We start from the raw sequence: 26499 nt of genomic DNA, 5'->3' as shown, positions 1-26499 counted from the left end.
ATTCGTTAAGCCGCCTCGCGACGGACAATGTTCGCGGAACCTTGTCTGGCAATGGATGCGAGGGAGTTCTCCGAATGGTCGAGGCGGCGAACGGGGAACGTCCGGTCTGGCCCGTCTTCGCCGACGGCTTCGAGACCCTGCCGGACGACGTGCGGCGCTGGTGCGCCGCCTGCCGGTTCAAGGGCGGGGCCGGCGAGGTGCTGCTCGTACCGGATGCTTCCGGCGAGGTCGGCGCGGCAGTGCTCGGGCTCGGCAAAGAGAAGCAGAGCGGCTCGGCGGCCGGCCGTTCCATGCTCGCCGGCGCGCTGGCGAACGCCTTGCCGGACGGCGCGTGGCGGCTGGCGGACGGGCATCCGCTCGATCCCGATCTCGCAAGCCTCGCCTTCCGGCTGGGCGCCTATCGCTTCGACCGCTACCGCGCGAAGCCCGAAGGCGATGCAGCCCCGACGATCGCCGCCGGCGCGGCGGACGAGGCGAAAGCGACGCTCGTCGCCTCCGCCGTCCACCTCGTCCGCGACCTCGTGAACACGCCCGCGAACGATTTCCTGCCGGACGCGACGGAGCAGGCGGCGCGCGATCTCGGGGCCGAGTTCGGAGCCGAGGTTTCGTCGATCGTCGGCGACGATCTCCTCGCGGAGAACTTCCCGATGATCCACGCGGTCGGGCGCGCCGGCTCGGTCGCCCCGCGCCTCGTCGATCTTTGCTGGGGCGCGGCAGACGCGCCGCGCGTCACCCTTGTCGGCAAGGGCGTCTCGTTCGATACCGGCGGCCTCGACATCAAGCCGGCTTCCGGCATGCTCCTGATGAAGAAGGACATGGGCGGCGCGGCGAACGTCCTCGGCCTCGCCCGGATCCTGATGGGCCGGAAGCTGCCGATCCGGCTGCGCGTCCTCCTGCCGGCGGTGGAGAACTCGATCGCGGGCAACAGCTTCCGGCCGGGCGACGTGCTCCGCAGCCGCGCCGGCAGGACGGTCGAGATCGGCAATACCGATGCGGAAGGCCGTCTGATCCTCGCCGACGCGCTCACCCTCGCCGACGAGGAGGCGCCCGACCTCCTTCTCGACATGGCGACGCTGACCGGCGCGGCGCGGGTCGCGCTCGGGCCCGACCTGCCGCCCTTCTTCACGGACGACGAGGCCTTCGCCGCCGAACTCGCCGAAGCGTCCTTGGCGGTCGCCGACCCGCTCTGGCGCCTGCCGCTCTGGACCCCTTACGCCAAGAACCTCGCCTCGAAGATCGCCGACACCAACAACGTCACGTCCGACGGCTTCGCCGGCTCGGTGACGGCGGCGCTGTTCCTGCAAGCATTCGTCAAGCAAGCGAAGACCTGGGCGCATTTCGACGTCTTCGCCTGGCGGCCGCAGGCAGGGCCGACCGGGCCGGCCGGCGGCGAGGCGCAGTGCATCCGCGCGCTGCACCGCCTGATCGAGACGCGCTTTCCGCCGGAATGACTCCCATGTTTCACGTAAAACCTTTTCGAAAGGTTTCACCCGCAACGCTGACCAGCCGAACCGTGCCGCTCCTGCCATGACCGAAACCCTCGACCGCCGCATCAACGCCTATCGGCCCGACCTCGCCGACGCGCGGCTGCGGGGCCAGATCGAGGCGGAGCGCTTCGTCGAAGGGGTGCCGATGCGGGTCGAGCGTGGCACGGCCGCGCTCCGGCGCGAGCCGCGCGCCGCGGCGATGCAGGAGACCGAGGCGCTGTTCGGCGAGCGCGTCCACGTCTTCGAGACGGATTCCGACGGCTGGAGCTGGGTGCAGCTCGACGCGGACGGCTATGTCGGCTGGATGGAAGCGAGCGCCCTCGGCGAAGCCGGCGCGGCCGCGACGCATCGCGTCTCGGCTCCCTCGACGCTCCTCTTCCCCGAGCCCGACATCAAGCGACCGTCGCTCGCCATCCTGCCGATGGGCGCGCGCGTCGCGAAAGCCGGCGAGGCCGAGGACCGCAACGCCACCTACGCGATCGTGGAGCCGGCCGGCGCAGTGGTGGTGCAGCATCTGGCCGCGGTCGGCGACGCCGCGCCGGATTTCGTCGCGGTAGCCGAACGCTTCGTCGGGGCGCCCTACCTCTGGGGCGGTCGCACCGTCGCCGGGATCGACTGTTCCGGTCTCGTCCAGATCGCGCTGGCGATGGCGGGACATGCCGCGCCGCGCGACACCGACATGCAGGAAACCGCGCTGGGCGCGAGGATCGCCGGGATCGAGCCGCTGCGGCGCGGCGACCTCGTGTTCTGGCGCGGCCATGTCGGCATCATGCTGGACGGCGAACGGCTCATCCACGCCAATGCCTTCCACATGGCGACCGCCGTCGAGCCGCTGGCCGAGACAGTCCGCCGTTATGAAGCGAAGGGCGTCGCCGTTTCCAGCATCCGGCGGCTCGGATAGCGCATCAGTCCGCTTCGAGCAGCGCCGTGAGCGTGGCGGCGCGCGCCCGGCCGTGGCGGGCGAACCAGTGGGTGCAGGCGATCAGGAAGCCGTTCTCGACGCGGCCTCCGTCCACCGCCTCGATCAGCGCGTCCGCCGGAGCGGCGATCGGCCGGATGTCCTCGTGCTCGTCCGCGATGCCGGCGGCGGACTTGAGCTCCGACGCGTCGACGATCGCGAGGTAGACATGGGCGTATTCGTCGGTGAGGCCGGGCGAGGGGAGCATGGTGAACAGCTTCTCCACCGCCTTCGCCTCGAACCCGCTTTCCTCCAGGAGCTCGCGGCGGGCGCTCGTCTCCGGTTCCTCGCCGTCGTCGCAGACGCCGGCCGGCAGCTCCAACGCGGCGGCATTCGCGGTCTTCAGCGCATGACCGATGCGGAACTGGCGGATCACGACGATCCGGTCGAGCGCCGGATCGTAGGGGATCACCACGACGACCGAGCCGGTGGTCAGCAGCTCGCGCCGCAGCGGGCCGATGCGGCTCGCGCCGTCGAGCGACTCGTGCTTCACCGTCACGGCGTCGAAGTTGCGGAAGCCTTCCTTCAGCCGCTCGCGCCCGGTGATCTCGACGTCGAGCGGCTGGTCGGCGAGGGCGTCGCGATAATGGCTGGCGGTCATTGCGCGGCGGCTCCGGTGTTCGTCGCCTCGATGCGGAAGGCGGCGGCCATCAGCGCCTTTGTGTAGTCCGTCCGCGGCCGCTCGAAGATCTCGTCGGCCGGGCCCCGCTCCACCACCTGCCCGTTGCGCATGACGATCACCTCGTTGGCGAGCGCGCGCACCACCTTCAGGTCGTGGCTGATGAAGAGATAGGCGAGGTCGTGCTTGCGCTGCAGGTCGCGCAGCAGGTCGACGACCTGCGCCTGGACGCTCATGTCGAGCGCCGAGGTCGGCTCGTCCAGCATCACGAAGCGCGGGTTCAGCACCATCGCCCGCGCGATCGCGACGCGCTGGCGCTGGCCGCCGGAGAATTCGTGCGGGTAGCGGAAGCGCGCTTCCGGATCGAGCCCGACCTCTTCGAGCGCCGCGACGACGCGCCGGTCGCGCTCAAGGCCGGAAAGGCCCGGCTCGTGCACCTGCAGCCCCTCGCCGACAATGTCGGCGATCGACATGCGGGGGCTGAGCGAGCCGAACGGATCCTGGAAGACGATCTGGATCTCGCGGCGGAGCGGCCGCATCGCCCCGAAGGAGCGCTCGTCGATGCGCGTATCCCCGAAGGCGATGCGGCCTTCCGACGAGATCATGCGGGTGAGGGCGAGGCCGAGCGTCGTCTTGCCGGAGCCGGATTCCCCGACCACTCCGACCGTCTGCCCGGCGCGGACAGCGATGTCGATCCCGTCCACCGCCTTCACGTGGTCGGTGGTGCGGCGGAAGAAGCCGGTCCTGATCGGGAACCAGACCTTGACGCCTTGCCCGTCCATCACGAGCGGCGCGTTGGTGTTCGCCGCCGGCGGGCGGCCCTTCGGCTCGGCCGCGAGCAGGCGCTTCGTGTAATCGTGCTGCGGGTTCGCGAAGATGCGGCCCGCCGGGCCTTCCTCGACGATCCGACCCTTGTACATGATGCACACCCGGTCGGCGATGCGCCGGACGATGCCGAGATCGTGGGTGATGAACAGCATCGCCATGCGGCGCTTCTCCTGCTGCTCCTTCAGGAGTGCGAGGATCTGCGCCTGGACGGTCACGTCGAGCGCCGTGGTCGGCTCGTCGGCGATGAGGAGGTCCGGCTCGTTGGCGAGCGCCATCGCGATCATCACCCGCTGCCGCTGCCCGCCGGACAATTGGTGCGGATAGGCGCCGAGCCGCTTCTCCGGCTCGCGAATGCCGACCTGCCGGAGGAGGTCGAGCGTGCGGGCGGAAGCCTCCCGGTCCCGGAGGCCCCGGTGCACCTTCAGGATCTCGCCCACCTGCCGCTCGATCGTATGGAGCGGGTTCAGCGACGTCATCGGCTCCTGGAAGATCATCGAGATCTTGTTGCCGCGGATGCGGCGCAGGGTCCGCTCGGCGCCGTCGATGAGGTTCTCGCCGTCGAAGAGGATCGCGCCGCCGGGATGGCTGGCGGCGGGGTAGGGGAGGAGCTTCAGGACCGACAGGGCCGAGACCGACTTGCCGGAACCGGATTCGCCGACCAGCGCCAGCGTTTCGCCGCGACCGATCGAGAAGGACACGTCGTCGACGGCGAGCGAAGTCCGGCCGCCGCCGTGGAAGGCGACCTTCAGGCCGCGCACGTCGAGAAGCGGCGCGTCCGCCGGCCCGGCTTCGCGAACCGCGCTCATGCCGGCGATCCGATCATGCGGTGGACATGCCCGTGATGGTGATGCGGGTCGCGCCGGTGGCCGGTATGGTCGTGTGCGCGATGCGGATGCGCTTCGGCGTGATCATGGTCGTGATCGTCCGGCACGCGGTCGGCGCAGCGGCCGTGCTCGATCTCGACGGTCGCGTGGGAAATGCCGAAGCGCGTTTCCAGCACCGCCTTCAGCGCCCGGATCACCGCCATGCCGTCCTGTCCTTCCGCAATGACGGCATGCAGCGTCGCGGCCTTCCGCTTCGGCGTGATCGCCCAGACGTGAACGTGGTGGATGTCGGCGACGGCGGGGACCTCGCGCCGGAGCGTCGGCGCGATCTCGGCGGTCTCGACGCCCGCCGGCGCGCCTTCGAGCAGGATATGGCCGGCGTCGCGCACCAGCCGCCAGGCATTGGCGAGGATCAGGAGGCAGACGAGCACCGACAGGATCGGGTCGATCGGCGTCCAGCCGGTCCAGAGGATCACCAGCGCCGCCGCGATGGCGGCGACCGAGCCGAGAAGGTCGCCCATGACGTGGAGGAGAGCGCCGCGAAGGTTCAGGTCCTCCCGGTCGCCTCCGTGCAGCACGAAGAAGGCGGCGACGTTGACGAGGAGGCCGCCCACCGCGACGGCGAGCATCGTGCCGCCGAGCACCGGCGCGGGGTTCCTGAGCCGGGCCCAGGCCTCGAAGCCGATCACCGCGGTGATGCCGAAGAGCACGAGGCCGTTGGAATAGGCGACGAGGATCTGCAGGCGGTCGTAGCCGTAGGTGTTGCGGGCGTTCGCCGGCCGGTGGGCGATGCGGAAGGCGAGGAAGGCGAGCGCGAGGCCGGCGAAGTCGACGAACATGTGGCCGGCATCGGCGAGAAGCGCCAGCGATCCCGAAACGAGGCCGCCGGCGATCTCCGCCAGCATGAAGAGCCCCGTGAGCCCCGCCGCGACCGCCACACGCCGCTCGGAAGCGTGGCCGGCATGGTCGTGGTCGTGATCGTGGGAGTTTTCCTGCGGGCCGGACATCATCCCCAACTCCTGATCAGTGTGCCATCGATCTCGTCTGCCGCGATCTTCCGAAGTCCTTCCGGAACCCGCAGTCGTCGATCCGAGGAGACAAGGTAAGCGCATTCCCCGGCGATCGCGGTCGCCACATGGATGCTGTCGGGTGTCTTGCCACCCGTTGCAGCGCGAATGGCAGCACTCCGGCGCAGGATGTCGAGGCTGATCGACTTCATTCCGACGACACGATCCTCGACCAGCAAGCCCTCGTAGAGTTGCAGCAGCCAGTCCTCCGCCCGCTGCAGCGGGCGGACCAGCACCTCCGCGAGCGTCAACTCGCTTGTCAGCAACTCGACAAGACCCCTCTCGGCATGCGCGAACAGGAGTTCAAGGCCGGCGTGCCGTTGCTCGACGAAGGCGATGATCGCGTTCGTGTCGAGATAGATCGACGGCCTCATCGATCGTCCCATTCGTCGCGCAACGCTCGGACACGCGCGACCGCTTCTTCGGTCGTCGTACCGAGATGCGCGGCTGCACCCCAGTAGCGTAGGTACTTCGGCAGTTTCGCCGTCTCGTCGTCCGGAATCGGCAGCACCAGCACGACGACTTTCTGATCGGGCGGCAGATCACCGCGGAAACGCTCCGGCAGTTCCGCGGCGGTCGCATCCTCGGTGACGATCTTCTTCGCTTCGCCCATGGCCGCCATCCTACCTGAACGTCTTCCTCGGGTCGAAGGCGTCGCGGACGGCCTCGCCGATGAAGACGAGGAGCGAGAGCATCAGCGACAGCACCGCGAAGCCGGAGATGCCGAGCCAGGGCGCGTTGATGTTGTTGCGCCCCTGCTGCAGGAGTTCGCCCAGCGACGGCGAACCCGGCGGCAGGCCGAAGCCGAGGAAATCCAGCGAGGTCAAGGTGGTGATCGAGCCGTTCAGGATGAAGGGCAGGAAGGTCAGCGTCGCCACCATCGCGTTCGGCAGGAGGTGGCGGACGATGATCGTGCGGTCCTTCACGCCAAGCGCGCGGGCGGCGTTGACGTATTCGAAGTTGCGCGCCCGGAGGAACTCCGCCCGGACGACGCCGACGAAGGCGACCCAGGAGAAGGCGAGCATGATGCCGAGCAGGATCCAGAAGCCGGGCGGCAGGATCGAGGCGATGATCAGGAGGATGAACAGCGTCGGGATCGACGACCAGATCTCGATGAAGCGCTGGAACAGGAGGTCCGTCCAGCCGCCGAAATAGCCCTGAACCGCGCCGGCCGAGACGCCGACGATCGCGGAGAAGAAGGTCAGCGTCAGGCCGAACAGCACCGAGATGCGGAAGCCGTAGACGATCCGCGCCAGCACGTCCCGCGCCTGGTCGTCGGTGCCGAGCCAGTTCCAGTTGCCGGGCGTGCAGTTCGCGTCGGAGACGCCGTTCGGATATTTCGCGCAGCGCTCCTCCTTCGACAGGAGCCACCAGGGCGGCGAGGGCGCGTTGGTCGGGATCTCGTTGTTGACTGTGCCGTAGGAGTAGCGGATCGGCGGCCAGATCATCCAGCCGTTGTTGCCGATCTCCTCCTGGATGAAGGGGTCGCGATAGGTCGTGGTCGGCAGGAAGCCGCCGAAGGTCGTCTCCGGATAGTCGACGAGGAGCGGGTAGTAGAAATCCCCCTTGTATTCGACGAGGAGCGGCCGGTCGTTGGCGATCACCTCGGCGCAGAGGGTCACGACGAAGAGCGCCGCGAAGATCCAGAAGGACCAGTAGCCGCGCCGGTTCGCCTTGAAGTTCGCGAGCCGACGCCGGTTGAGCGGCGACAGGCGGGAGCGCACCACCCGCGCGGCGGGCGCCATCTGCGCGACGCCGGCGGACGCGTCGATGGCGCGGTCCTGCCGTGCCTCCTCCGGCGCGGGAACGGTCTCGCGGGGTTCGGACGTCGGATTGTCCACGCTCAGACCGCCCGCCGTTCGAAGTCGATGCGCGGATCGATCCAGGTATAGGTGAGGTCCGACAGGAGCGCGGTCAGGAGCCCGATCAGCGAGAAGATGTAGAGCGTCGCGAACACCACCGGATAGTCGCGCTGGTAGACGCTGTCGAAGCCGAGCAGGCCGAGGCCGTCCAGCGAGAAGATGGTCTCGATCAGCAGCGCGCCGGTGAAGAAGGACGAGATGAAGGCGCTCGGGAAGCCGGCGACGACGATCAGCATCGCGTTGCGGAAGACGTGCCCATAGAGGACGCGGCGCTCCGAGAGGCCCTTGGCGCGGGCAGTCACGACGTACTGCTTGCGGATCTCGTCGAGGAAGGAGTTCTTGGTGAGGAGCGTCGTCGTCGCGAAGGCCGAGAGCGACAGGGCGATCAGCGGCAGCGTCAGGTGCCAGAAGTAGTCGCCGATCCGGGCCGGCCAGGAGAGTTCCGCCCAGTTCTCGGAGGTGAGGTTGCCGAGCGGGAACCAGTCGAAGAACGCGCCGCCGGCGAAGAAGACGCGCAGGATGACGCCGAACAGGAAGCCCGGCACCGCATAGGCGACGATCACCACGGCAGAGGTCCAGATGTCGAAGGCCGAGCCGTCCTTCACCGCCTTGCGGATGCCGAGCGGGATCGAGATCGCGTAGGACAGGAAGGTGATCCACAAGCCCAGCGAGATCGAGACCGGCAGCTTCTCCTTGATGAGGTCGATCACCGAGACCGAGCGGAAGTAGCTCTCGCCGAAGTCGAAGCGCAGATAGTTCCAGATCATCAGGGCGAAGCGCTCGAGCGGCGGCTTGTCGAAGCCGAATTGCTGTTCGAGCTTGGCGATGAAGGCGGGGTCCAGCCCCTGCGCCCCGCGGTAGCCGGACGCGTCGCCGCCGCCTTGCGCCCCGAAGTCACCGCCGGCGCCGCCGACGCGATCGCCCGCCCCGCCGCCCTGGCCGGAAAGGTTGGCGATCACCTGTTCCACCGGGCCGCCCGGCGCGAACTGGATGACGACGAACGAGATCGCCATGATCCCGAACATGGTTGGGATCATCAGGAGGAGGCGTCGGAGGATGTAGGCGCCCATGAACCTCTTTCGTCTGCGGCCGGCGGCGCGGCCTCGCTCAGGTGCGGCCGATCGACTTGGCCTTCGCCTCGTCGTACCACCAAAGCGATTCCACCGGGAAGCCGAGACCGTATTCGGGCTTCGGCTCCCTGAAGCCGAACCGGTCCCAGTAGGCGACGCGGTGCTCGTCGGAATGGATGTTCGGTATCCAGTCGAGACGGGCGCGCAGTACGCGGTCGAGGCAGCGCATGGCAAGCGTCATCGCCTCGCGCGACTTCGCGGCGACGACCGTGTCGATCAGGTTGTCCACGGCCGGGTCGCCCATGCCGACGAGGTTGTAGGAGCCGGGGCGGTCGCGGGTCTCGCTGCCGAAGAGACCGATCAGCGTGTCGCGCGTCGGGGTCGAGCCCAGCGACATGGCCGAGCCGATCATGTCGTAATCGAAGCCGTTCTGGCGGTTCTGGTACTGCGACGCGTCGACCAGCCGGATGCGCGCGTCGATGCCGAGCCGGCGGCAGTTCTCGATGAACTTGGCGTAGACGCGCTCGAAGCCAGGATCGTCGATCAGGTATTCCAGCGCGAAGGGCTCGCCGGCGGCGTTCACCAAGCGGCCGTTCCGCTGCGTCCAGCCGGCCGCCTGCAAGAGCTCGTAGGCCTCGCGAAGCTTTCGCCTGTCGTTGCCGGACCCGTCCGAGACCGGTTGCGTCCAGACGTCCCCGAACACCTCGTCCGGCACCTTGCCGCGAAGCGCCTCCAGGATCGCCAACTCCTCCGGCCCGGGCCGGCCGACCGCCTTGAAGTCGGAGTTCTCGAAGCACGAATCGGAGTGCTTGTAGAGTTCGTAGAAGACCTTGGCGTTGGTCCACTCGAAGTCGAAGCACAGGTTGATCGCCCGGCGCACGCGCGCGTCGCGGAAGCGTTCCCGCCGCTGGTTCAGCGCCCAGCACTGGAACGAGGCCGACTTCTCGCGTTCGAAGGCGCGCTTGACGACCTTCTTCTCGCGGACGGCGGGGAAGTCGTATTCCGTCGCCCAGCTCTTCGAGGTCGCTTCCTCCCGGTAGTGCGAGTCGCCGCGCTTGAAGTTCTCGAGGTCGACCTGCCGGTCGCGGAAGAAGGCGAGACGGATCGTCTGGAAATGGTCGAGGCCGCGCGCGAAGGGCATGTCCTTCGCCCAGTAATCGGCCCGCTTTTCGTATTCGATGAAGTTGCCGGCGGCGAACCGCCCGACCGCATAGCGCCCGCTGCCGGGGATCGGCTCGAAGCCGCCGCTGGCGAAATCGCGGCTCGCGAAATGCGCCGCCTCGACGATCGGGAAGGCCAGAACCGACAGGACGTCCACGAACGCCTTGCCGCTGGTGAAGACGAGGCGAACGGTCCCGTCGCCTTCTGCCGTGGCCTCCTTCATGTCGGCGAGCGCGATCGCCAGGGCCGGATGCCCCTTGTCCTTGAAGGACTGGTAGGAGAACGCGACGTCCGCCGCCGTGACCGGTGCCCCGTTCGAGAAGCGCGCTTCCCGCCGCAGCCGGAAGGTGAAGGCGTTGCGATCCGGCGAGACCGATACGGATTCCGCCAGCGCGCCGTAGAAGGACGCGGGCTCGTCCAGCGACGACACCATCAGCGAATCGTAGAGCATCTCGATCCGCGGCGGCGCGTTGCCCTGAAGGACGAAGGTGTTGAACGTGTCGAAGGTCTGGGTGCTTTGGTTCAGCGTCCAGTTCGGCGCGGACATGGCCATCCGCCCGCCGCTCGGCGCGTCCGGGTTGGCGTAGGCGAAGGCCTTGAAGTCGGCGGCGTACTTGAGGTCGCCGAAGGCCGACAGGCCGTGGACGGGCGTGTCGGCGGGCGTTTGCGCGAAAAGCTCGGCCGGCAGGGCGGCCGCGCCGCCGAGCGCCAGCACGAACTGGCCGAAGCGGCGGCGGGAGAAGGAGAAGGCGGTCACGGCGCGGCCCCGGCCGGCGCGGCTTCCGCGATCCACCAGGAATAGGGGTCGATGCTGGTATATTCCGGCTGGCGCTCCGGCATGCCGAACCGGTTCCAGTAGGCGAGCCAGATGTCGGCGCGGAACCATTGCGGTACGACGAAGAAGTTCCAGAGCATCACGCGGTCGAGCGCTCGCGTCGCCGCCACCTGGGTTTCGCGGTCGGGCGCGAAGACGATCGCGTCGATCAGCCTGTCGACGGCCGGGCTCTTCACCCCGGCATAGTTGCGGCTGCCGGGCGCGTCCGCGGCGCCGGAACTCCAGAAGTCCCGCTGCTCGTTTCCCGGCGACAGCGACTGCGGATAGTATTTCATCGCCACCGCCTCGAAGTCGAAGGCGCGCATCCGCGCGGTGTACTGGTTGGCGTCGACGATGCGCACGTTGGCGCGGATGCCGAGCCGGCCGAGCTGCTGCACGAACGGGTCGAGCACGCGGTTGTCGCTCGGGTCGTCGCCGAGGAACTCGACCGTGAAGGGCTGACCCTTCGCGTCGACGAGCGCCGAGTTGCGCATCGCGTAGCCGGCCGCCTGCAGGAGATCGAAGGCTTGGCGCAAATAAGTCCGGGCGCTCGCGGGCGTGTCGTAGACCGGCAGCTTGAACTCCGAGGTGAAGACTTCCGGCGGCACCTGATCGCGCAGGGGTTCGAGCAGCTTCAGCTCGGCCGGCGTCGGCAGCCCGGTCGCCGCGAGTTCGCTGTTCGCCCAGTAGCTCGAGATCCGCTGGTTCAGCCCGAAGAACAGCGTCCGGTTCATCGTCTCGAAGTCGAAGGCGAGGGTCAGCGCCTGGCGCACCCGCCGGTCGGCGAACTTCGGCAGCCGATTGTTCAGGACGAACGCCTGCATCGATTCGACGCCGTAGCTCTTCAAGGTCTTGCGGATGACCTTGCCGGACTTCGCGGCCGGGAAGTCGTAGCCTTCCGACCAGCGCTGCGAGGAGTATTCGATGCGCCAGTCGTCGATGCCGCCCTTGCGGAAGGCATCCCAACTGGCGTTCTGGTCGCGGAAATAGCTGTAGACGATCTCGTCGGCATTGTAGCGTCCGACGCGCGTCGGGCTCATGGCCGCCCAGTAGTCCGGCACGCGCTTCCAGCGGATCGAGCGTCCGGTGTCGAAGCTCTCGATCCGGTACGGGCCGGAGCCGAGCGGCGGCTCCAGCGTCGGCTGCGAGATGTCGCGCTTCGCGTCCTTCGCGTCCGTGCCTTCCCACCAGTGCTTCGGCAGGATCGTCAGATCGCCCATGATCGCGGGAAGCTCGCGGTTGTTCGCCTGATCGAAGCGGAACGTCACCTCCCGTTCGCCGGTCGCCTCGGCGGCGATGACGTTCTTGTAGTAGGTCGCCCACTGCGGGTGCAGCGTCTTCAGCGTCTCGAAGCTCCAGACGACGTCCGCCGCGGTGATCGGCCGGCCGTCGTGCCAGCGCGCCGCCGGGTCGAGCCGGAAGGTCGCGGACCGGAAGTCGGCCGGATAGCGCACCGCTTCGGCGACCATGGCGTGCGAGGTCGCCGCCTCGTCGACCGACTGCTCCATCAGCGTGTCGTAGAGGAGGCCGCCGCCGAAATTCACGAGGCCGGCGGCCGGCGTGCCGCGCACGATGAACGGGTTGAAGCTGTCGTAGGTGCCGAGCGTCGCCGAGCGCACCGTGCCGCCCTTCGGCGCGTCCGGGTTCACGTAGTCGTAGTGCTTGAAGTCGCCCGGATACTTGGACGGCCCGATCAGCGAGGTGGAGGCCTTCCAGTCGCCGTCGAGCGGCGTCGCGGCGAGCTTGGCGGCCGGAGCCTCGCCGCCGGCCGGCGCGTCCTCGGCGAAGCCGAAGCGGGGAGCGAAGGCGAAGCCCGCTCCGGCGAGGAGCATCTGCCGGCGGGAAGGGCGAAGGAACGTCAACGGGCTCTCCAAGATGGTCGGGCGCACGTCAGACGGATTTTGTGGCCATCCTTCGGCGAACGCGGACGTCTCGCGAAAAGCTGATCCGTCCCGCAACGAAAAGGCCGCCTCGCGGGCGGCCTTTTCCGGTCGGATGGATCAGTTGGCCGGCGCAGGGGCCGCCGGGGCCGGCGCAGGAGCCGCCGGAGCCGGAGCGGCGCCGGGTGCGGGCGGAGCCGGCGGAGCAGGGGGGGCGGCCGGCGGCGTCGCGGGAGCCGGGCCGGGCGAAGCGGGCTGCGCGCCTTCCGCCGGCGCGGCGTTGCCGGCCGCCGGGCCGGGCGGCGTCGAGGGGGTCGCCGGCGTCGCGCCGACGCCCGCGGCCGGAGCCTGAGGCTGCGTGTCGTTGCTGGAATCGGTGGTCGCGCCGGGCGCGGTCTGCGCGCCGCCGGAAGCGTTCGGCGCGGGCGCGGCGCCTTCGGCGGGGGCAGCGGCCGCTTCCGCCTTCGGCAGTTCCTTCGGGCTGTCGGACAGGGTGCGGAGATAGGCCAGGAGGTCGCCGCGGTCCTTGTCGCTCTTCAAGCCGGCGAAGCCCATCGCCGTGCCCTTCACGTAGTCCTTCGGGCCGTGGATGAAGTGGTTGAGCTTGTCCCAATCCCACTTGCCGTCGCCTTCGGCGGCGAAGGCCTTCATGCCGGCCGAATAGGCGAACCCTTCGTGCTGCGCGATCGGGCGCTCCACCACGTCCCAGAGGTCGGGGCCGACCTTGTTCGGGCCGCCCTTCTCGCCGGAATGGCAGGCCTGGCACTTCTTGAACTGCGCCGCGCCGGCATCCGGGCTGGCGCTGGCGAGAAGCTGGGCCACCGGCGTCACCTGGTTCGGATCGGCGGCCGGCGCGCCGCCCGGCGTCGGCGCTTCCATGGCCTCGATGGCGTAGCCCGGCTTTTCCGGGGCTTCGGAGTGGAAGATGCCTTCCGCGAGGAGGCTGCCGCCGAACAGAACGAAGATCACGCCGAGGATGGCCCCGAAGATCTTGTTGGCCTCGAATGAATCCATGAGAAGGGCGGTCCCCGTCGGCTGTCGGTCGGGCGTTTGCGCTGCGCCCTTCCGGCTGTCTCGTCTGAAAGCAAAAGTCGCGCACGGCTTTTGCGAATTCGTTGCGCCGCCTGTAAGGAAGCGCCGTGGCGCTCCTTTTGGCACCCCGCACGCGATTTCTCAATCCGTTCCCTGGCATCTTTCTAAATACGGCGATGTCCGCTCTCGTACTGGTTCCCGCCCGCCACGCCTCCACCCGCCTGCCGGGCAAACCGCTCGCCGACATCGCCGGCAAGCCGATGATCGTGCGCGTCGCGGAGCGGGCCGCCGCGGCGGCGATCGGCCGCGTCGTGGTGGCGACCGACACGGCCGAGATCGCCGGCGCCGTCGAGGCCGCCGGCTTCGAGGCGGTGATGACGGACGCGGCGCACCAGTCCGGCTCCGACCGCATCTTCGAGGCGATGCGCCGGGTCGATCCGGCGGGCGAGGCGGACACGATCGTCAACGTGCAGGGCGACCTGCCGACGATCGAACCGGAAACGGTGCGCGAGGTGCTGGAAGCGCTCGGCGAGCCGGCTTGCGACATCGCGACGCTTTGCGTCGAGATCCGCGAGGCGGCCGAGAAGACCAATCCCAACGTCGTGAAGCTCGTCGGCTCGCCGACGGGGCAGCGGAGCCTCCGCGCCCTCTACTTCACGCGGGCCACCGCGCCCTGGGGGGAGGGGCCGCTCTTCCATCATGTCGGCCTCTACGCCTATCGGCGCGCGGCGCTGGAGCGCTTCGTCGCGCTCGGCCCCTCGGTGCTGGAACGCCGCGAGAAGCTGGAGCAGCTCCGGGCGCTCGAAGCCGGCATGCGGATCGACGCGCGGATCGTCGATGCCGTGCCGCTCGGCGTCGACGCGCCGGACGATCTCGAGCGCGCCCGCGCGCTCTACGCCTCGGGAGCGGTGCGATGAGCGAGCGTCTGAAGATCGCCTTCCAGGGTGAGCCGGGGGCGAATTCCGACATGGCGGCGCAGGCCGTGCATCCGGAACTGGAGCCGCTGCCCTGCCCGTCCTTCGACGACGCGCTCGCCGCCGTGAAGGGCGGCGAAGCGGTGCTCGGCATGATCCCGATCGAGAACACGCTGGCCGGCAGGGTGGCCGACATCCACCACCTGATGCCGCGCTCCGGCCTGCAGATCGTCGGCGAATACTTCATGCCGATCCACTTCCAGCTCATGGCGCTGCCGGGCGTGCGGCGGGACGAGATTCGCAGCGTCCACAGCCACGTCCACGCGATCGGCCAGTGCCGCGAATATCTCCGCCGCAACGGCTGGCGCGCCGTGATCGCCGGCGACACGGCGGGCGCGGCGCGCGAGGTCTCGGAAAACGGCAACCGCAGCCAAGCTGCGCTCGCGCCCGAACTCGCGGCCGGGCGCTACGGCCTCGACATCCTGGAGCGCAACGTCGAGGACTCGGAATCGAACGTCACCCGGTTCGTGATCCTGCAGGATCCCGACCGCCTCGACTTCGCCGATCCGGACGAGCGTCGCCTCAGCCTCTGGACGCCGCGCGACCCGCATCCGGCCGACGGCGGACGCGCCCATATCAGCCGCGACGTGGTGACGACCTTCGTGTTCCGCGTGCGCAACCTGCCGGCCGCGCTCTACAAGGCGCTCGGCGGCTTTGCGACCAACGGCATCAACATGACGAAGCTGGAGAGCTACCAGATCGGCGGCACCTTCGCCGCGACCCTGTTCTACGCCGACATCGAGGGCCACCCGCACGACCCGGCCGTGGCGCGGGCGCTGGAGGAACTGCGCTTCTTCTCGGCCGAGTTCCGCAACCTCGGGGTCTACCGCGCCTCCCCCGACCGCCGCGCGCTGCTGACGCCGGCGGAGTAGGGCTTAGCCGATCCGCCTTTCCGCGAACGCCTTCACGAGATGGTGGGCGATGGCGAAGGGTTTCGGCAGCGTCAGGCCGCCGGGGTGCCGCTCGGCGAACATCTCCTGAACCTCGTGGCGGCCGAACCAGCGGCAATCCTCCAGTTCGGCGTGGTCGAAGGTGATCTTGCGGCTCGTCGCCAGGCCATGGCAGCCGAGCATCAGCGAGCCGGGGAAAGGCCAGGGCTGCGAGGTGAGATAGCCGACCTCGCCGACCGCGATGCCCGCCTCTTCCTCGACCTCGCGCCGCACCGCGTCCTCCAGCGTCTCGCCGGGCTCGACGAAGCCGGCGAGGCAGGACCACATGCCTGGTGCGAAATGCGCACCGCGCCCGAGGAGGCACGAGCCGTCGCCGTCGTGGATCAGCATGATCGACACCGGGTCGGTGCGGGGAAAATGCGTCTCGTTGCAGGCGGTGCAGCGGCGGCGGTAGCCGGCGGCCTCCGCGACGGTCGGGCCGCCGCAAAGCCCGCAGAACCTGGCGCGCCGGTGCCAATTGAGGAAATGCTCCGCTTGCGCGAGCTGTCCTTCGAGGTCGCTCTCCAACGCGCCGGACATAGCGAGCGCCCGCAAGGGCTGCGCCTGCGATCCGTCGTCCGAACCGACTGCCGGGATCCGCATCGCCAGCCGCGGCGCGCCACCCGGCTCCGTGCCGAGCAGCACCGCGTCCTCGCCGCCGAGCCGCTCCGCGACGCCGACGGGAAACAGGAAGCCGTCCGAGCCGGACAGCCAGCCACCCTCGCCGCGCAGGAGCACGCGCGCGGCGGGATGCGCCAGCGCCTCTCCGAGCGTCGCCTCGGTCCGCTCCTCGCCGGCGCGCCGAAGCCGGTTGCCGCTGAAGCCGAGATGCGGCGGCGTTCTGATGTTCACGATTGCAGCACTTCCGTTTTCAGGCCGTCCACGAAGGCCCGCAGTTCCGCGTCCTGATAGGGTTCGGGGGTGCCGAAGCCCCAGACCGGCCCCGGCCAGTTCGGGTCGTCCATGTGGCGCGCCACCACATGCAGGTGGAACATCGAGACGATGTTGCCGAGCGTCGCGATGTTCAGCTTGTCGGCGCGCGCCCAGCGCTTCATCGCGCGCGACACGAGCGAGGTCTCGAAGGTCAGCATCGTCTGGTCGAGCGGGCTGAGGTCGTGGAACTCGACGATGTCGTTGCGCTTCGGCACCAAGATCGCCCAGGGCCAGCGCCGGTCGTTCATGACGCGAAGGTCGCAGAGGCCCAACGGCGCGACGTGCCGCGTGTCCTTCGCCAAACGGGGGTCCAGCGCGAAGCGTCGCATGCCGTCCATCGATATTCAGAGCGTCCGCATGAATCTAGGCGGCGGCTTGCAATTCAAAGGGGGACGGGCGATATGGGGCGCGGGAGGTTGGTGGTGGACGAGCCACTCGCCAACCGGGTCAGGTCCGGAAGGAAGCAGCCCCAACGAGCCCGGCACGGGTCATCGTGCCAGCCTCCCACCCTTTTCCTCCGATGCCGTCAGTAGAGGCGCAGCGCGACATGGATCGCGCCCGTGCCCTGCAGGTATTCCACCGCCTCGAAGGCCGGCATGGCCGCGAAGAACGGCAGCGCGTCGATCAGCGTGCGGCGGACGCGCGACGTCGTGACGGTGATCGTCGCCGAATCGGCGTAGAGGCGGAAGTTCGGCCAGAACCGCGGGACGCGGCCGAGATACTGGCGATAGGCCTCGCCGAAGGCTTCGGCCAGAAACCCCTCCTCGCGCCGGATCACGATCTGGAAGGCGAGGGCGCAGCCGAGGAGGAAGAAGGCCGCCACGGCGACGCTGCCGGTCTGCGCGCCGACGCCGCAGGCCGCGATCGAGGAGAAGACGTAGAGCGGGTTGCGGCAGACCGAATAAGGCCCGATATCCACGATCTCGGCGGCCTTCCGGCCGCCGATGTAGAGGGTGCACCAGAGGCGCCCCGCGATGCCGACGACGATGAGCCCCATCCCCGCGGCCTCGATCGTCTCGTGCGTGTCGCCGGTCCAGGCGGACCGTACGAACAGGAGACAAAGGAAGGCGATGGCGACGAGGCCGATGAGCAGGAGGCGGCGCAGATGCTGGAATTCGCTCAGCGTCATCGGTGATTCCCTCGGCGCCGGTCGCGGCTCGGCGTCCGCATGCCAATCCGATCGCGGCGGCATCATGGCCGAGCGAGCCCGGGCGAGGCGAGGGCGCCGATTGCATCCTGCCGAAAGCCGTTTAGGCTTCGCGGCGAGACGTCGCGGGCGGACCCGCCGCCGCGCCGAGGACGCGACCTGAACCGGCATGCCTGACGAACCGAACGCTGAAAGCACCGGCGGCGCCTACCGGGTCCTCGCCCGGAAGTACCGGCCGACCAGCTTCGACGACCTCATCGGCCAGGAGCCGATGGTGCGCACCCTGACCAACGCCTTCGAGACGGGCCGCATCGCGCAGGCCTGGATGCTGACGGGCGTGCGCGGCGTCGGCAAGACCACCACCGCCCGCATCCTAGCGCGCGCCCTGAACTACCGCACTGGATCCTGCGACCAGCCGACGATCGCCATGCGCGAGGAGGGGATCGACGACCGCGCCATCATGGAAGGCCGGCACGTCGACGTGGTGGAGATGGACGCCGCCTCGCATACCGGCATCGACGACATTCGCGAGATCATCGCGCAGGTTCGCTACAGGCCGGTCTCGGCCCGCTTCAAGGTCTACATCATCGACGAGGTGCACATGCTGTCGACGCAGGCCTTCAACGGCCTGCTGAAGACGCTGGAGGAGCCGCCGGAGCACGTGAAGTTCGTGTTCGCGACGACCGAGATCCGCAAGGTTCCGATCACCGTCCTGTCGCGCTGCCAGCGCTTCGACCTCAGGCGCGTCGACGTCGCGACGCTGATGGCGCACCTGAAGCGCATCGCGGCGGCCGAGCGCGTCTCGTTCGACGAGGAGTCGCTGCGCCTCATCGCGCGGGCCGCGGAAGGCTCGGTGCGCGACGCGCTGTCGCTCGCCGACCAGGCGATCGCGCATGGCGGCGGCCGGGTCGAGGCGGCGGCCGTGCGCGACATGCTGGGGCTCGCCGACCGCACCCGCGTGATCGACCTCTTCGAGCACCTTATGCGCGGCGATGCGACGGCGGCGCTCGCCGAATTCCGCGCCCAGCACGCGAGCGGGGCCGACCCGGTCGTGGTGCTGACCGACCTCGCCGACTTCACCCATCTCGTCTCGACGCTCCGCTTCGTGCCGGAACAGGCGAAGGACGCCGCCCTGTCGCCGGCGGAATCCGTGCGCGGCCTCGAGATATCCGAGCGCCTGACCGTGCGCGCGCTGGCGCAGGTCTGGCAGATGCTCCTCAAGGCGATCGAGGAGGCGCGGCTGGCCAGTTCGCCCCGTCAGGCCGCCGAGATGGCGATGATCCGCATCGCCTATGCCGCCGACCTGCCGGGACCGGCCGACCTCGCGCGCATGGTCCGCAGCGGCGAAGCGGGGGACCTGCCGGCCCTCCCTCCCGCCGCCGCCCCGCGCGACGCACCATCTCCGCCGGCACAGCGGATGGCGTTGCCCGCGGCCGCGACGGCGACGGCTGCGCCGGCGGCGGTCGCGCCGGCTCCCGTCGCCCGCCCGCTCGCCGCGGCGAGCCCGGCGCCGCACCTGACGGTGGCCGCGCGCGGGCCCGCGCCATCGCCGCAGCCGAGCGCTCCGCAGCCGGTCGCAGCCGAGGCTCCGCCCGCCGCGCCCCCGATCCGCTCGATCGCCGACCTCGCGGCGCTCGCGGAAGAGAAGCGCGATTCGCTGATGCGCGTGCACCTGCGCCGATCGGTACGCCCGGTGCGCGTCGAGGACGGTCGGCTGGAGATCGCCCTCACCGAGGGTGCGCCGCGCACGCTGCCGGGCGACCTGCAGAAGCGGCTGCTCGACTGGACCGGCAAGCGCTGGATCGTCTCGATCGCGACCGATGGCGGCGCGCCGACGTTGGAGGAGATCGAGACCAGCCGGCGCGACGCGCTCCTGACCGATGCCGAGCTCGACCCGCAGGTCGCGGCGATCCTCAGGAGCATTCCCGGCTCGCGCGTGATCGACGTGCGTCTGCGCGACGGCGCGCTGGCGGCGGTCGAGGCGGCGGAGACCGCGATCCCCGACAGCGCCGACGCGGCCGAACTCGCGGCCGACCCTTCGCTCGCTCCCGACGACGATTGAGAGGAATTTTTCCATGAAGGACATCATGGGCCTGATGAAGCAGGCGAAGGCCATGCAGGAGAAGATGCAGGGGCTCAGCCAAGAGATCGCCGACGTCTCGGTTTCCGGCCAGTCCGGCGGCGGCCTCGTGGAGGTGACGCTGAACGGGCGCAACGAGATGGCCGCGCTGAAGATCGACGATTCGCTGCTGAAGCTGGAGGAAAAGGACATCCTCGAGGACCTGATCCTCGCCGCGCACAACGACGCGCGGGGCAAGCTGGAAGCGAGGATCGCCGAGAAGACGCAATCGCTGACGGCCGGGCTGCCCCTGCCGCCCGGCATGAAGTTCCCGTTCTGAGGGGTCTCGATGGCGAAGCCCATCGCAGGTCCGGAGATCGAACGGCTGATCCAGCTTCTCGCCAAGCTGCCGGGCCTCGGCCCCCGCTCGGCGCGGCGCGCGACGCTGCATCTCGTCAAGCGCAAGGAGCAGTTGCTCGGCCCCCTGTCGGAGGCGATGGGCCGGGCGCGCGATTCGGTGCTCGTCTGCTCCAACTGCGGCAACATCGACACGCGCGACCCTTGCACGATCTGCGCCGATGCGGCGCGCGACCAGTCGACGGTGGTGGTGGTGGAGGACGTCTCCGACCTCTGGGCGCTGGAGCGGGCGAAGGCGCTGAACGCCGCCTACCACGTGCTCGGCGGGGTCCTCTCGCCGCTGGAAGGCGTCGGGCCGGAGGACCTGACCATCCGCCGGCTGGTCGAGCGGGTCGCGGAAGGCGGGATTACCGAGATCATTATCGCGGTGAACGCCACCGTCGAAGGCCAGACCACGGCGCATTACGTCATCGACCAGCTCGCCGGCTTCGACATCAAGGTGACGCGCCTCGCGCACGGCGTGCCGGTCGGCGGCGAGCTCGACTACCTCGACGAAGGCACGCTCTCCGCCGCGATGCGTGCGAGAACGGCGTTCTGAGCGGGACTGCCGTTTCCGGCCGGTCTCTGCTAGGATCACGCCCGCAACCTGATGGGAATTCGCCGCATGGACGTCAGCGTCGGCAAGTCCTGGGACGGGATGGTGGACACGCTGGTCCGGAGCGGCCGTTACGCCTCGCCGGCCGAGGTCGTGGAAGAGGGGCTCCGGCTGGTGAAAGAGCGCGAGAAGCAGCTCGACTGGCTTCGCGCCAGATTGCAGGACGCGCTCGAAAAGGGGGGCTCTCACACTGATGAGGAAGTGGAAGCCTATCTGGACGACATCGAACGGAAACTTGTGGTCGAGGGCCGCTGAGGGGTGCGTCGGGTTCGGTATTCCGATGCTGCCCTTCGAAGTCTCGGGGAAATCTTCGTACACGTTCGGGAGACATCCGGCAGCGCCGCGGTCGGTCGCAGGCGGGTGGCTGCGATCAGAGCTCGCTGTTCGCAACTCGCCGGGCTGCCCGGAACAATGGGGCGAGCAAGATCTGAACTGGGTCCCGATCTTCGTTACGCTGTTTCCGAAAGCCACGTCATCTTTTTTCGGTATGCCGGCGGGGATGTGTTCGAGGTCGTAGAGATTCTGGACGGACATCGAGACTTGGACGCATATTTCGGGTCGGGTGCATGAGACGACCGCCGGGGGCTATGCTGCTGAGTTCTCTGGCGGTGATAGTGGCTGCTATGTCACCCGCCGTCCACGCCCAGACCGCTGGGCAGACGGCCGACTTCCGCCGATTCCTCGAAACCGACATCTGGCCGGCGGCGGCGAAGCGCGGCGTGCCGCGGGCCGTGTTCGATGCGGCGTTCGACGGGGTGAAGCCGAACCTGAAGCTGCCGGACCTCGTCCTGCCCGGCGAGAAGCCGAAGATCGAGGAGAAGTCGAGCCAGGCCGAGTTCCGCGATCCGGCCGCCTATTTCGACGAGAAGGCGATCGCCAGGCTCGTCGCCAAGGGGCGTGCGCTTGGGGCGGAGAATCGCGCGACGCTCGCGCGGATCGAGCGGCAGACCGACGTTCCGGCCGGGATCGTCCTGGCGATTTGGGGGCGCGAGTCGAATTTCGGCGCGGCGAAGATCCCCTACGACGCTTTCGAAGTGCTCGGCACGAAGGCCTGGGCCTCGCGCCGCAAGGAGATGTTCCGGGGCGAGCTCCTCGCGGCGCTCGGCATCGTCGCGGACGGGCACCTGAAGATTTCCGAGATGCGCTCGTCCTGGGCCGGGGCGCTCGGGCAGCCGCAGTTCATGCCCTCGAAGTTCACCGAATACGCGGTCGATTTCGACGGCGACGGGCGGCGCGACATCTGGCGATCGACGCCCGACACGCTGGCGTCGATCGCGCATTACCTGCAGCTCAAGGGCTGGCAGCGCGGTCGCGGCTGGGGCGTCGAGGCGACGGTGCCGACGAGCCTGTCTTGCACCGGCGAGGGGCCGGACAAGGGGCGGCCGGTCGCCGACTTCGCCAAGGCCGGCGCGGCGCCGCTGGGCGGCGGTTCCTTCGGCAAGGGGGAGGGCCGGGCGACGGCGCATCTCCTGATGCCGGCAGGGCGGATGGGCCCGGCCTTCGTGGCGACGCCGAATTTCTACGTCATCAAGGAATACAACAACTCCGACACCTACGCCCTGTTCATCGGGCAGGTGGCGGACCGGATCGCGGGAACGGGCGGGGCGTTCAGAACCCCTTGGCGCATGGCCGGCGGCATGAGCCGCGGCGACACCGCGCGGCTGCAGGAGAAGCTGCAGGCGCGGGGCTACGACGTCGGAAGCGCGGACGGTCTGCCGGGCTTCAAGACCCGCCGCTCGATCGGCAGCGCGGAGCGGAAGGCGGGTATGCCGGAGACTTGCTGGCCCTCGAAAGCTTTCGCCGCCGGCTTGGACTGATCACTTCGCGGCGAGGCAAAGGACGGGCATCACCGCGTCCTGCACGGTTTCCGTTGTGTCGGCGACGCTGCCGAAGGTCTTCGAAGCCGGGGCGGAGGCGAAGTCGATGCCGTTCTTCGCGAGGAAGGCCGAGGCCGCGTCGGGCCGGATGGCGAAGTTGATCGACTGCGGGATGTCGCCGGTGGCGTCCGCCACTGCCATCGCGTCGAGCTTGGCGGTGACGACGCCGACCACCCGGCCGGACAGGTCGACCAGCGGCCCGCCGGAATTGCCGGGCTGCACGGGGGCCGAAATCTGCAGGTAGCGCGGGTCATTCTGCAGGCCGAGCAGCGAGGAGACGTTGCCGCGCGTGACGTTCAGGCTGTCGGCCAGGATGGAACGGAGCGGGAAGCCGAGCGCCAGCACATCCTCGCCGAGCCGCGGGGTGCCGGCGGCGAGGCGGAGCGGCTTGGCGAAGGTCGCGCCGACATGCACGGCGGCAAGGTCGTTCGCCTCGTCCACAACGACGCGGTCGGCGATGCCCTTGTCGCCCACCATGACGGTGCGGCACGAGCCGGCGACATGCGCGTTGGTGAGCACCCAGCCGTCGCTGGACACGGCGAAGCCGGAGCCGGACGAATCGGCCTTCTCCTTGTTCGGACGCTCTTCCTCGCTCTTCACGCGCGATTCGAACAGTGCGGAGAGCCGGTGCTTCGGAGCCACGGCCGCCGCGGTCTCCGGAACCTGTCCGATGCCGGTATCGGCCGCCGCCACGATCTCGCTACCGTTCGCCGGGATCGATAGATCGAAGAGGTTCGCGGCGACCACGGCATAAGGCAGGATCGACGCGCCCGCCGCGGCGTCGAACGAGACGCCGAAGCCGCGCACATCGCCGTCGACGCCCTTGAAGCGCATCACGTACTTGCGGCCCGCCTCGGTGCCGGAAACGCTGAAGCCGTCTTCCGAGCGCGTGGCAGCATCGACCGAGCGGCTCGCCGTCGGATGCGACAGGGTGGCGTAGAGGCCGTCGAGCGTCTCGTCCGTGCCGGTCAGGCGGACGGTCTCCACCTCGACGGAGCGGTCCGCCGAGCGCCAGACGCGCCCGATCGGGGTGCGGCCGTTGTCGCTGACGAGGTCGAGCGGCAGCGCGACGCGCGCGCCGGTCACCGTATCGTCGACGAGCCGGAAGCCGACACCCTGCTGGGCGCGGTCGCTTTCCGAGACGAGAAGCTTCAGGAACGCCTCGTCGATGACGCCACTGGCTTCCATGCCGTGGCGGGCCTGGAAGTCGCGAATGGCGCGCAGGCTCGCGGGATCGATCGCCCCGGAAAAGCCGCCCTTGTAGTCGCCGGTCCAGGCAAGGCGCATCTGCATGCCGACGCGGAAGTTCCGGTCGGTCTGGTGGTTGTAGGCGTCGGAAAGCTCGGACGCCGCCGCGGTGCTCTGGCCGAGCGCCATAGGCGCCGCCGCCACGAGGAGGGCGGTCGCAAGTGCTTGAACTGCCCGCAACATGCGAGGCTCCGGAGGAATGGCTGTGTCGGCTTTGAGAACGTGGATCGGCGAAAATCGATCCATCCACGTGTTTACCCTCTGATAACACTTGCGTCAGCGCGGAAAACGCCGGCCTTCACCTTAAAGGTGATGCGGCGGTATGAAATGGCGCTGCGGGTACTCCGATTGACCCCTCGAACGGCAGCGATTACCTGACGCGCATGACCGTGAAGCCGCTCGTGATCCTGCCCGACCCGTTGCTGCGCAAGGCTTCGCGCCCGATCGAGCGCGTGGACGACGAGTTGCGGCGCTTCGCCGACGACATGCTGGAAACGATGTACGATGCGCCCGGCATCGGCCTCGCCGCCGTGCAGGTCGGCGAGCCGATCCGCATGCTGGTGATCGACGTGTCCGGCGAGGACGAGGAGAAGCGGCCGCAGGTCTTCCTCAACCCCGATATCGTCCGGCGCTCGGACGAGATGTCGACCTACGAGGAGGGCTGCCTGTCGATCCCGGACTATTATGCCGAGGTGGAGCGGCCGGCGACCGTGACGGCGCGCTTTCTCGGCCTCGACGGCGAGATGCACGAGATCGAGGCGGACGGCGTGCTGGCGACCTGCCTGCAGCACGAGATCGACCACCTGAACGGCGTCCTGTTCATCGACCACATCTCGAAGCTGAAGCGCGACATGGTGGTGAAGAAGTTCACCAAGGCCGCGCGCCGAACCGTGGCTTGACCGGCCGGGGAGCGCGGGGCCGCCGATGCCGCTGACCGTCGCCTTCATGGGGACGCCGCATTTCGCGGTTCCGACGCTGAGAGCCCTCGCGGAAGCCGGGCACCGGATCGCCGCGGTCTATACGCAGCCGCCCCGCGCCGCCGGCCGGCGCGGTCTCGAACTGACGCCCTCGCCGGTGGAGGCGACCGCGCGCGGCCTCGGGCTCGACGTCCGCACGCCGCTTTCGCTCCGCCGCGAGCCGGATGCGATCGAGGGTCTGCGGGCCCTCGGCGTCGATGTCGGAGTGGTGGTGGCCTTTGGCCAGATCCTGCCGCAGGCCGCGCTCGATGCGCCGCGGCTCGGCTGCCTCAACGGCCATGCCTCGCTCCTGCCGCGCTGGCGCGGCGCGGCGCCGATCCAGCGCGCCGTGGAAGCGGGCGACGCCTGCACCGGCACGATGGTGATGCGGATGGAAGCCGGCCTCGACACCGGTCCCGTCGCGGTGACGCGGGAAACGCCGATCGGGAGAAGCGAAACCGCCGGCGAACTACACGACCGCTTGGCGCTGCTGACCGCAGAGGCGATGGTCGAGGCGCTGGCGCTGCTGGAGGCGGGCACGCTCCGGTTCGAGGATCAGGCGGCGATCGCCGGGCGGACCGGCCGCGAGCCGCTCTACGCGCCGAAGATCGAGAAGAACGAGACGCGGATCGATTTCGCGGGCGACGCCCGGCTGGTCGCGGCGAAGATCAACGCCTTCTCGCCGTTTCCGGGCGCCTGGACGGAGATCGATGCGGGCGCAGGAGCCGAGCGCGTCAAGCTCTTGCGCGCGGAAAGTGCGACCGAGGAGGGCGCGGCCGGCACCGTTCTCGACGACGCGCTCCTCGTCGCCTGCGGCGGCGGCGGTGCGGTGCGGCTCCTCGAACTGCAGCGCGCCGGCGGCCGGGCGATGCGGGCGGCCGACTTCCTGCGCGGGACTTCGCTCAAGCCCGGCATGCGGATCGGCGGCGGCGATGCCGCGCTTTAAGCTCGTCGTCGAGTACGACGGCGGCCCCTATGCCGGCTGGCAGCGCCAGGCGAACGGCCCGTCCGTACAGGGATCGCTGGAAGAGGCGGTGTTCCGCTTCGTCGGCGAGCGCGCCACCGTGTTCGGCGCGGGGCGCACGGATGCCGGCGTCCACGCCACGGGACAGGTGGCGCATCTCGACCTTGAGCGCGATTGGCGCACCGACACCGTGCGCGACGCGATCAACGCCCACCTTCGCGAGGAGCCGATCGCGGTCCTGTCGGCGACGCGCGTTGCCGACGATTTCGACGCGCGCTTCTCGGCGAAGCGGCGGCACTACGTCTATCGCATCATCGACCGCCGGGCCCCGGCTGCGCTGTTCCGGGAGCGGGTGTGGTGGGTGTCGCGCCCGCTCGACGCGGACCTTATGGACGCGGCGGCGAAGCGTCTCGTCGGCACGCACGACTTCTCGACCTTCCGCGCCGCCAACTGCCAGGCGAAGAACCCGGTCCGCACGCTGGATCGGCTCGACGTCAGGCGCGCCGTGGACGGCGGGGTCGAGATCCTCGCCTCGGCCCGTTCCTTCCTCCACAGCCAGATCCGCTCCTTCGCGGGCTCGCTGAAGCTCGTCGGCGAGAAGCGCTGGACGGCGGACGAGCTCGAAGCCGCGCTCGCCGCGCGCGATCGCGTCGCCTGCGGTCCCGTCGCGCCGCCGGGCGGCCTCTACTTCGTCGGAGTGGACTACGAGACGGCGGAGGGCGACGGCGCGGCCCGATCACTTCTGCCGACACATTCGTTCACGTCCTTGGCAGCATCGAGCGAGCGGCGTAACTAGCC

General features: G+C 69.3%; 27 protein-coding genes and 1 other RNA gene. 14 read left to right on the top strand and 14 right to left on the bottom strand.

Translation table 11 applies throughout. From position 1 onward, the window contains the following. Positions 1-74: 74 nt before the first annotated feature. Positions 75-1451, top strand: a complete 1377-nt coding sequence (locus F6X38_RS01005) for a leucyl aminopeptidase family protein (RefSeq protein ID WP_150967672.1) — start codon at positions 75-77, stop codon at positions 1449-1451. A gap of 76 nt (positions 1452-1527) precedes the next feature. After that, on the top strand, positions 1528-2388 hold the full coding sequence (locus tag F6X38_RS01000) for a C40 family peptidase (protein ID WP_150967671.1): 861 nt from the start codon (positions 1528-1530) through the stop codon (positions 2386-2388). A 4-nt stretch (positions 2389-2392) separates the two neighbouring features. Here the strand turns inward: F6X38_RS01000 and F6X38_RS00995 are convergent, their stop codons facing one another. From F6X38_RS00995 to F6X38_RS00950, 10 genes are all read right to left on the bottom strand, one after another. Next, positions 2393-3046 carry an NUDIX domain-containing protein gene (locus tag F6X38_RS00995; protein WP_150967670.1) on the bottom strand — a complete coding sequence of 218 codons (654 nt, stop codon included), beginning with the start codon at positions 3044-3046 and terminating at the stop codon, positions 2393-2395. Further along, positions 3043-4698 (bottom strand): ABC transporter ATP-binding protein, encoded by a 1656-nt coding sequence (locus tag F6X38_RS00990; protein ID WP_150967669.1) that lies wholly within the window; start codon positions 4696-4698, stop codon positions 3043-3045. The genes F6X38_RS00995 and F6X38_RS00990 overlap by 4 nt, the downstream gene beginning before the upstream one ends. Further along, on the bottom strand, positions 4695-5723 hold the full coding sequence (locus F6X38_RS00985) for a cation diffusion facilitator family transporter (RefSeq protein WP_150967668.1): 1029 nt from the start codon (positions 5721-5723) through the stop codon (positions 4695-4697). Before F6X38_RS00985 ends, F6X38_RS00990 begins: the two co-directional genes overlap by 4 nt. Then, positions 5723-6157 (bottom strand): type II toxin-antitoxin system VapC family toxin, encoded by a 435-nt coding sequence (locus F6X38_RS00980; RefSeq protein ID WP_161992574.1) that lies wholly within the window; start codon positions 6155-6157, stop codon positions 5723-5725. Before F6X38_RS00980 ends, F6X38_RS00985 begins: the two co-directional genes overlap by 1 nt. Beyond that, on the bottom strand, positions 6154-6396 hold the full coding sequence (locus tag F6X38_RS00975) for a hypothetical protein (protein WP_150967666.1): 243 nt from the start codon (positions 6394-6396) through the stop codon (positions 6154-6156). Before F6X38_RS00975 ends, F6X38_RS00980 begins: the two co-directional genes overlap by 4 nt. Positions 6397-6406: 10 nt before the next feature. Continuing rightward, positions 6407-7528 carry an ABC transporter permease gene (locus F6X38_RS00970; protein WP_150967970.1) on the bottom strand — a complete coding sequence of 374 codons (1122 nt, stop codon included), beginning with the start codon at positions 7526-7528 and terminating at the stop codon, positions 6407-6409. A 98-nt stretch (positions 7529-7626) separates the two neighbouring features. Next, positions 7627-8715 carry a microcin C ABC transporter permease YejB gene (locus F6X38_RS00965; RefSeq protein WP_150967665.1) on the bottom strand — a complete coding sequence of 363 codons (1089 nt, stop codon included), beginning with the start codon at positions 8713-8715 and terminating at the stop codon, positions 7627-7629. 37 nt (positions 8716-8752) lie between these two features. Next, on the bottom strand, positions 8753-10633 hold the full coding sequence (locus F6X38_RS00960) for an extracellular solute-binding protein (RefSeq protein ID WP_202617919.1): 1881 nt from the start codon (positions 10631-10633) through the stop codon (positions 8753-8755). After that, positions 10630-12552 (bottom strand): extracellular solute-binding protein, encoded by a 1923-nt coding sequence (locus tag F6X38_RS00955; protein WP_246191121.1) that lies wholly within the window; start codon positions 12550-12552, stop codon positions 10630-10632. The genes F6X38_RS00960 and F6X38_RS00955 overlap by 4 nt, the downstream gene beginning before the upstream one ends. A gap of 138 nt (positions 12553-12690) precedes the next feature. Continuing rightward, positions 12691-13584 (bottom strand): c-type cytochrome, encoded by an 894-nt coding sequence (locus F6X38_RS00950; protein WP_150967663.1) that lies wholly within the window; start codon positions 13582-13584, stop codon positions 12691-12693. Positions 13585-13778: 194 nt separating this feature from the next. Here F6X38_RS00950 and F6X38_RS00945 point away from each other — a divergent pair, with 194 nt between their 5' ends. Then, complete coding sequence (locus F6X38_RS00945; protein ID WP_150967662.1) at positions 13779-14519, top strand: 3-deoxy-manno-octulosonate cytidylyltransferase; 741 nt, start codon at positions 13779-13781, stop codon at positions 14517-14519. After that, the gene (locus tag F6X38_RS00940) at positions 14516-15448 is read left to right on the top strand and encodes a prephenate dehydratase (protein WP_150967661.1); all 933 of its coding nucleotides are present in this window, start codon (positions 14516-14518) and stop codon (positions 15446-15448) included. Before F6X38_RS00945 ends, F6X38_RS00940 begins: the two co-directional genes overlap by 4 nt. A gap of 3 nt (positions 15449-15451) precedes the next feature. Here F6X38_RS00940 and nudC read toward each other — a convergent pair whose 3' ends face one another. Together nudC and F6X38_RS00930 are read right to left on the bottom strand one after the other, a co-directional pair. Continuing rightward, complete coding sequence (gene nudC / locus F6X38_RS00935; protein WP_246191120.1) at positions 15452-16357, bottom strand: NAD(+) diphosphatase; 906 nt, start codon at positions 16355-16357, stop codon at positions 15452-15454. After that, a complete protein-coding gene (locus F6X38_RS00930; RefSeq protein WP_150967659.1) occupies positions 16354-16767 on the bottom strand; it encodes an HIT domain-containing protein in 414 nt (137 codons plus the stop codon). Before F6X38_RS00930 ends, nudC begins: the two co-directional genes overlap by 4 nt. Positions 16768-16849: 82 nt before the next feature. Here F6X38_RS00930 and ffs point away from each other — a divergent pair. Then, positions 16850-16946: signal recognition particle sRNA small type (gene ffs, locus F6X38_RS00925), an RNA gene on the top strand. Positions 16947-16964: 18 nt separating this feature from the next. Here ffs and F6X38_RS00920 read toward each other — a convergent pair. Continuing rightward, complete coding sequence (locus F6X38_RS00920; protein ID WP_150967658.1) at positions 16965-17567, bottom strand: methyltransferase family protein; 603 nt, start codon at positions 17565-17567, stop codon at positions 16965-16967. A gap of 187 nt (positions 17568-17754) precedes the next feature. Here F6X38_RS00920 and F6X38_RS00915 point away from each other — a divergent pair, with 187 nt between their 5' ends. The 6 genes from F6X38_RS00915 (at position 17755) to F6X38_RS00890 (ending at position 22473) form a co-directional block, all read left to right on the top strand. Continuing rightward, the gene (locus tag F6X38_RS00915; RefSeq protein ID WP_150967657.1) at positions 17755-19647 is read left to right on the top strand and encodes a DNA polymerase III subunit gamma/tau; all 1893 of its coding nucleotides are present in this window, start codon (positions 17755-17757) and stop codon (positions 19645-19647) included. A gap of 13 nt (positions 19648-19660) precedes the next feature. Then, the gene (locus tag F6X38_RS00910) at positions 19661-19984 is read left to right on the top strand and encodes a YbaB/EbfC family nucleoid-associated protein (protein ID WP_150967656.1); all 324 of its coding nucleotides are present in this window, start codon (positions 19661-19663) and stop codon (positions 19982-19984) included. A 9-nt stretch (positions 19985-19993) separates the two neighbouring features. Continuing rightward, on the top strand, positions 19994-20599 hold the full coding sequence (gene recR / locus F6X38_RS00905) for a recombination mediator RecR (protein WP_150967655.1): 606 nt from the start codon (positions 19994-19996) through the stop codon (positions 20597-20599). A 66-nt stretch (positions 20600-20665) separates the two neighbouring features. Continuing rightward, positions 20666-20911: a type II toxin-antitoxin system ParD family antitoxin gene (locus tag F6X38_RS00900; RefSeq protein WP_150967654.1), complete on the top strand. Its 246-nt coding sequence runs from the start codon at positions 20666-20668 to the stop codon at positions 20909-20911. Between the two features lie 3 nt (positions 20912-20914). Further along, entirely contained in the window at positions 20915-21226 is a 312-nt protein-coding gene (locus F6X38_RS00895) for a type II toxin-antitoxin system RelE/ParE family toxin (RefSeq protein WP_150967653.1), read from the top strand. Positions 21227-21243: 17 nt separating this feature from the next. Continuing rightward, entirely contained in the window at positions 21244-22473 is a 1230-nt protein-coding gene (locus F6X38_RS00890) for a lytic murein transglycosylase (protein WP_150967968.1), read from the top strand. On the opposite strand, the gene F6X38_RS00885 is transcribed toward F6X38_RS00890, so the two are convergent. Continuing rightward, positions 22474-23964, bottom strand: coding sequence for a serine protease (locus F6X38_RS00885; protein ID WP_150967652.1), 1491 nt, complete (start codon positions 23962-23964; stop codon positions 22474-22476). 200 nt (positions 23965-24164) lie between these two features. On the opposite strand from F6X38_RS00885, the gene def reads away from it, so the two are divergent. The 3 genes from def to truA are packed head-to-tail and all read left to right on the top strand — an operon-like array spanning position 24165 to position 26497. Next, the gene (def, locus tag F6X38_RS00880; protein ID WP_150967651.1) at positions 24165-24680 is read left to right on the top strand and encodes a peptide deformylase; all 516 of its coding nucleotides are present in this window, start codon (positions 24165-24167) and stop codon (positions 24678-24680) included. Between the two features lie 25 nt (positions 24681-24705). Further along, positions 24706-25683: a methionyl-tRNA formyltransferase gene (fmt, locus tag F6X38_RS00875; protein ID WP_150967650.1), complete on the top strand. Its 978-nt coding sequence runs from the start codon at positions 24706-24708 to the stop codon at positions 25681-25683. Then, positions 25670-26497: a tRNA pseudouridine(38-40) synthase TruA gene (gene truA / locus F6X38_RS00870; RefSeq protein ID WP_150967649.1), complete on the top strand. Its 828-nt coding sequence runs from the start codon at positions 25670-25672 to the stop codon at positions 26495-26497. Before fmt ends, truA begins: the two co-directional genes overlap by 14 nt. Positions 26498-26499: the final 2 nt, after the last annotated feature.

This window comes from Plantimonas leprariae (assembly GCF_008802405.1).
Lineage (GTDB): Bacteria > Pseudomonadota > Alphaproteobacteria > Rhizobiales > Rhizobiaceae > Plantimonas > Plantimonas leprariae.
Note: the sequence above shows the minus strand (reverse complement) of the source record. Positions and strands in the feature narration are given on the sequence as shown.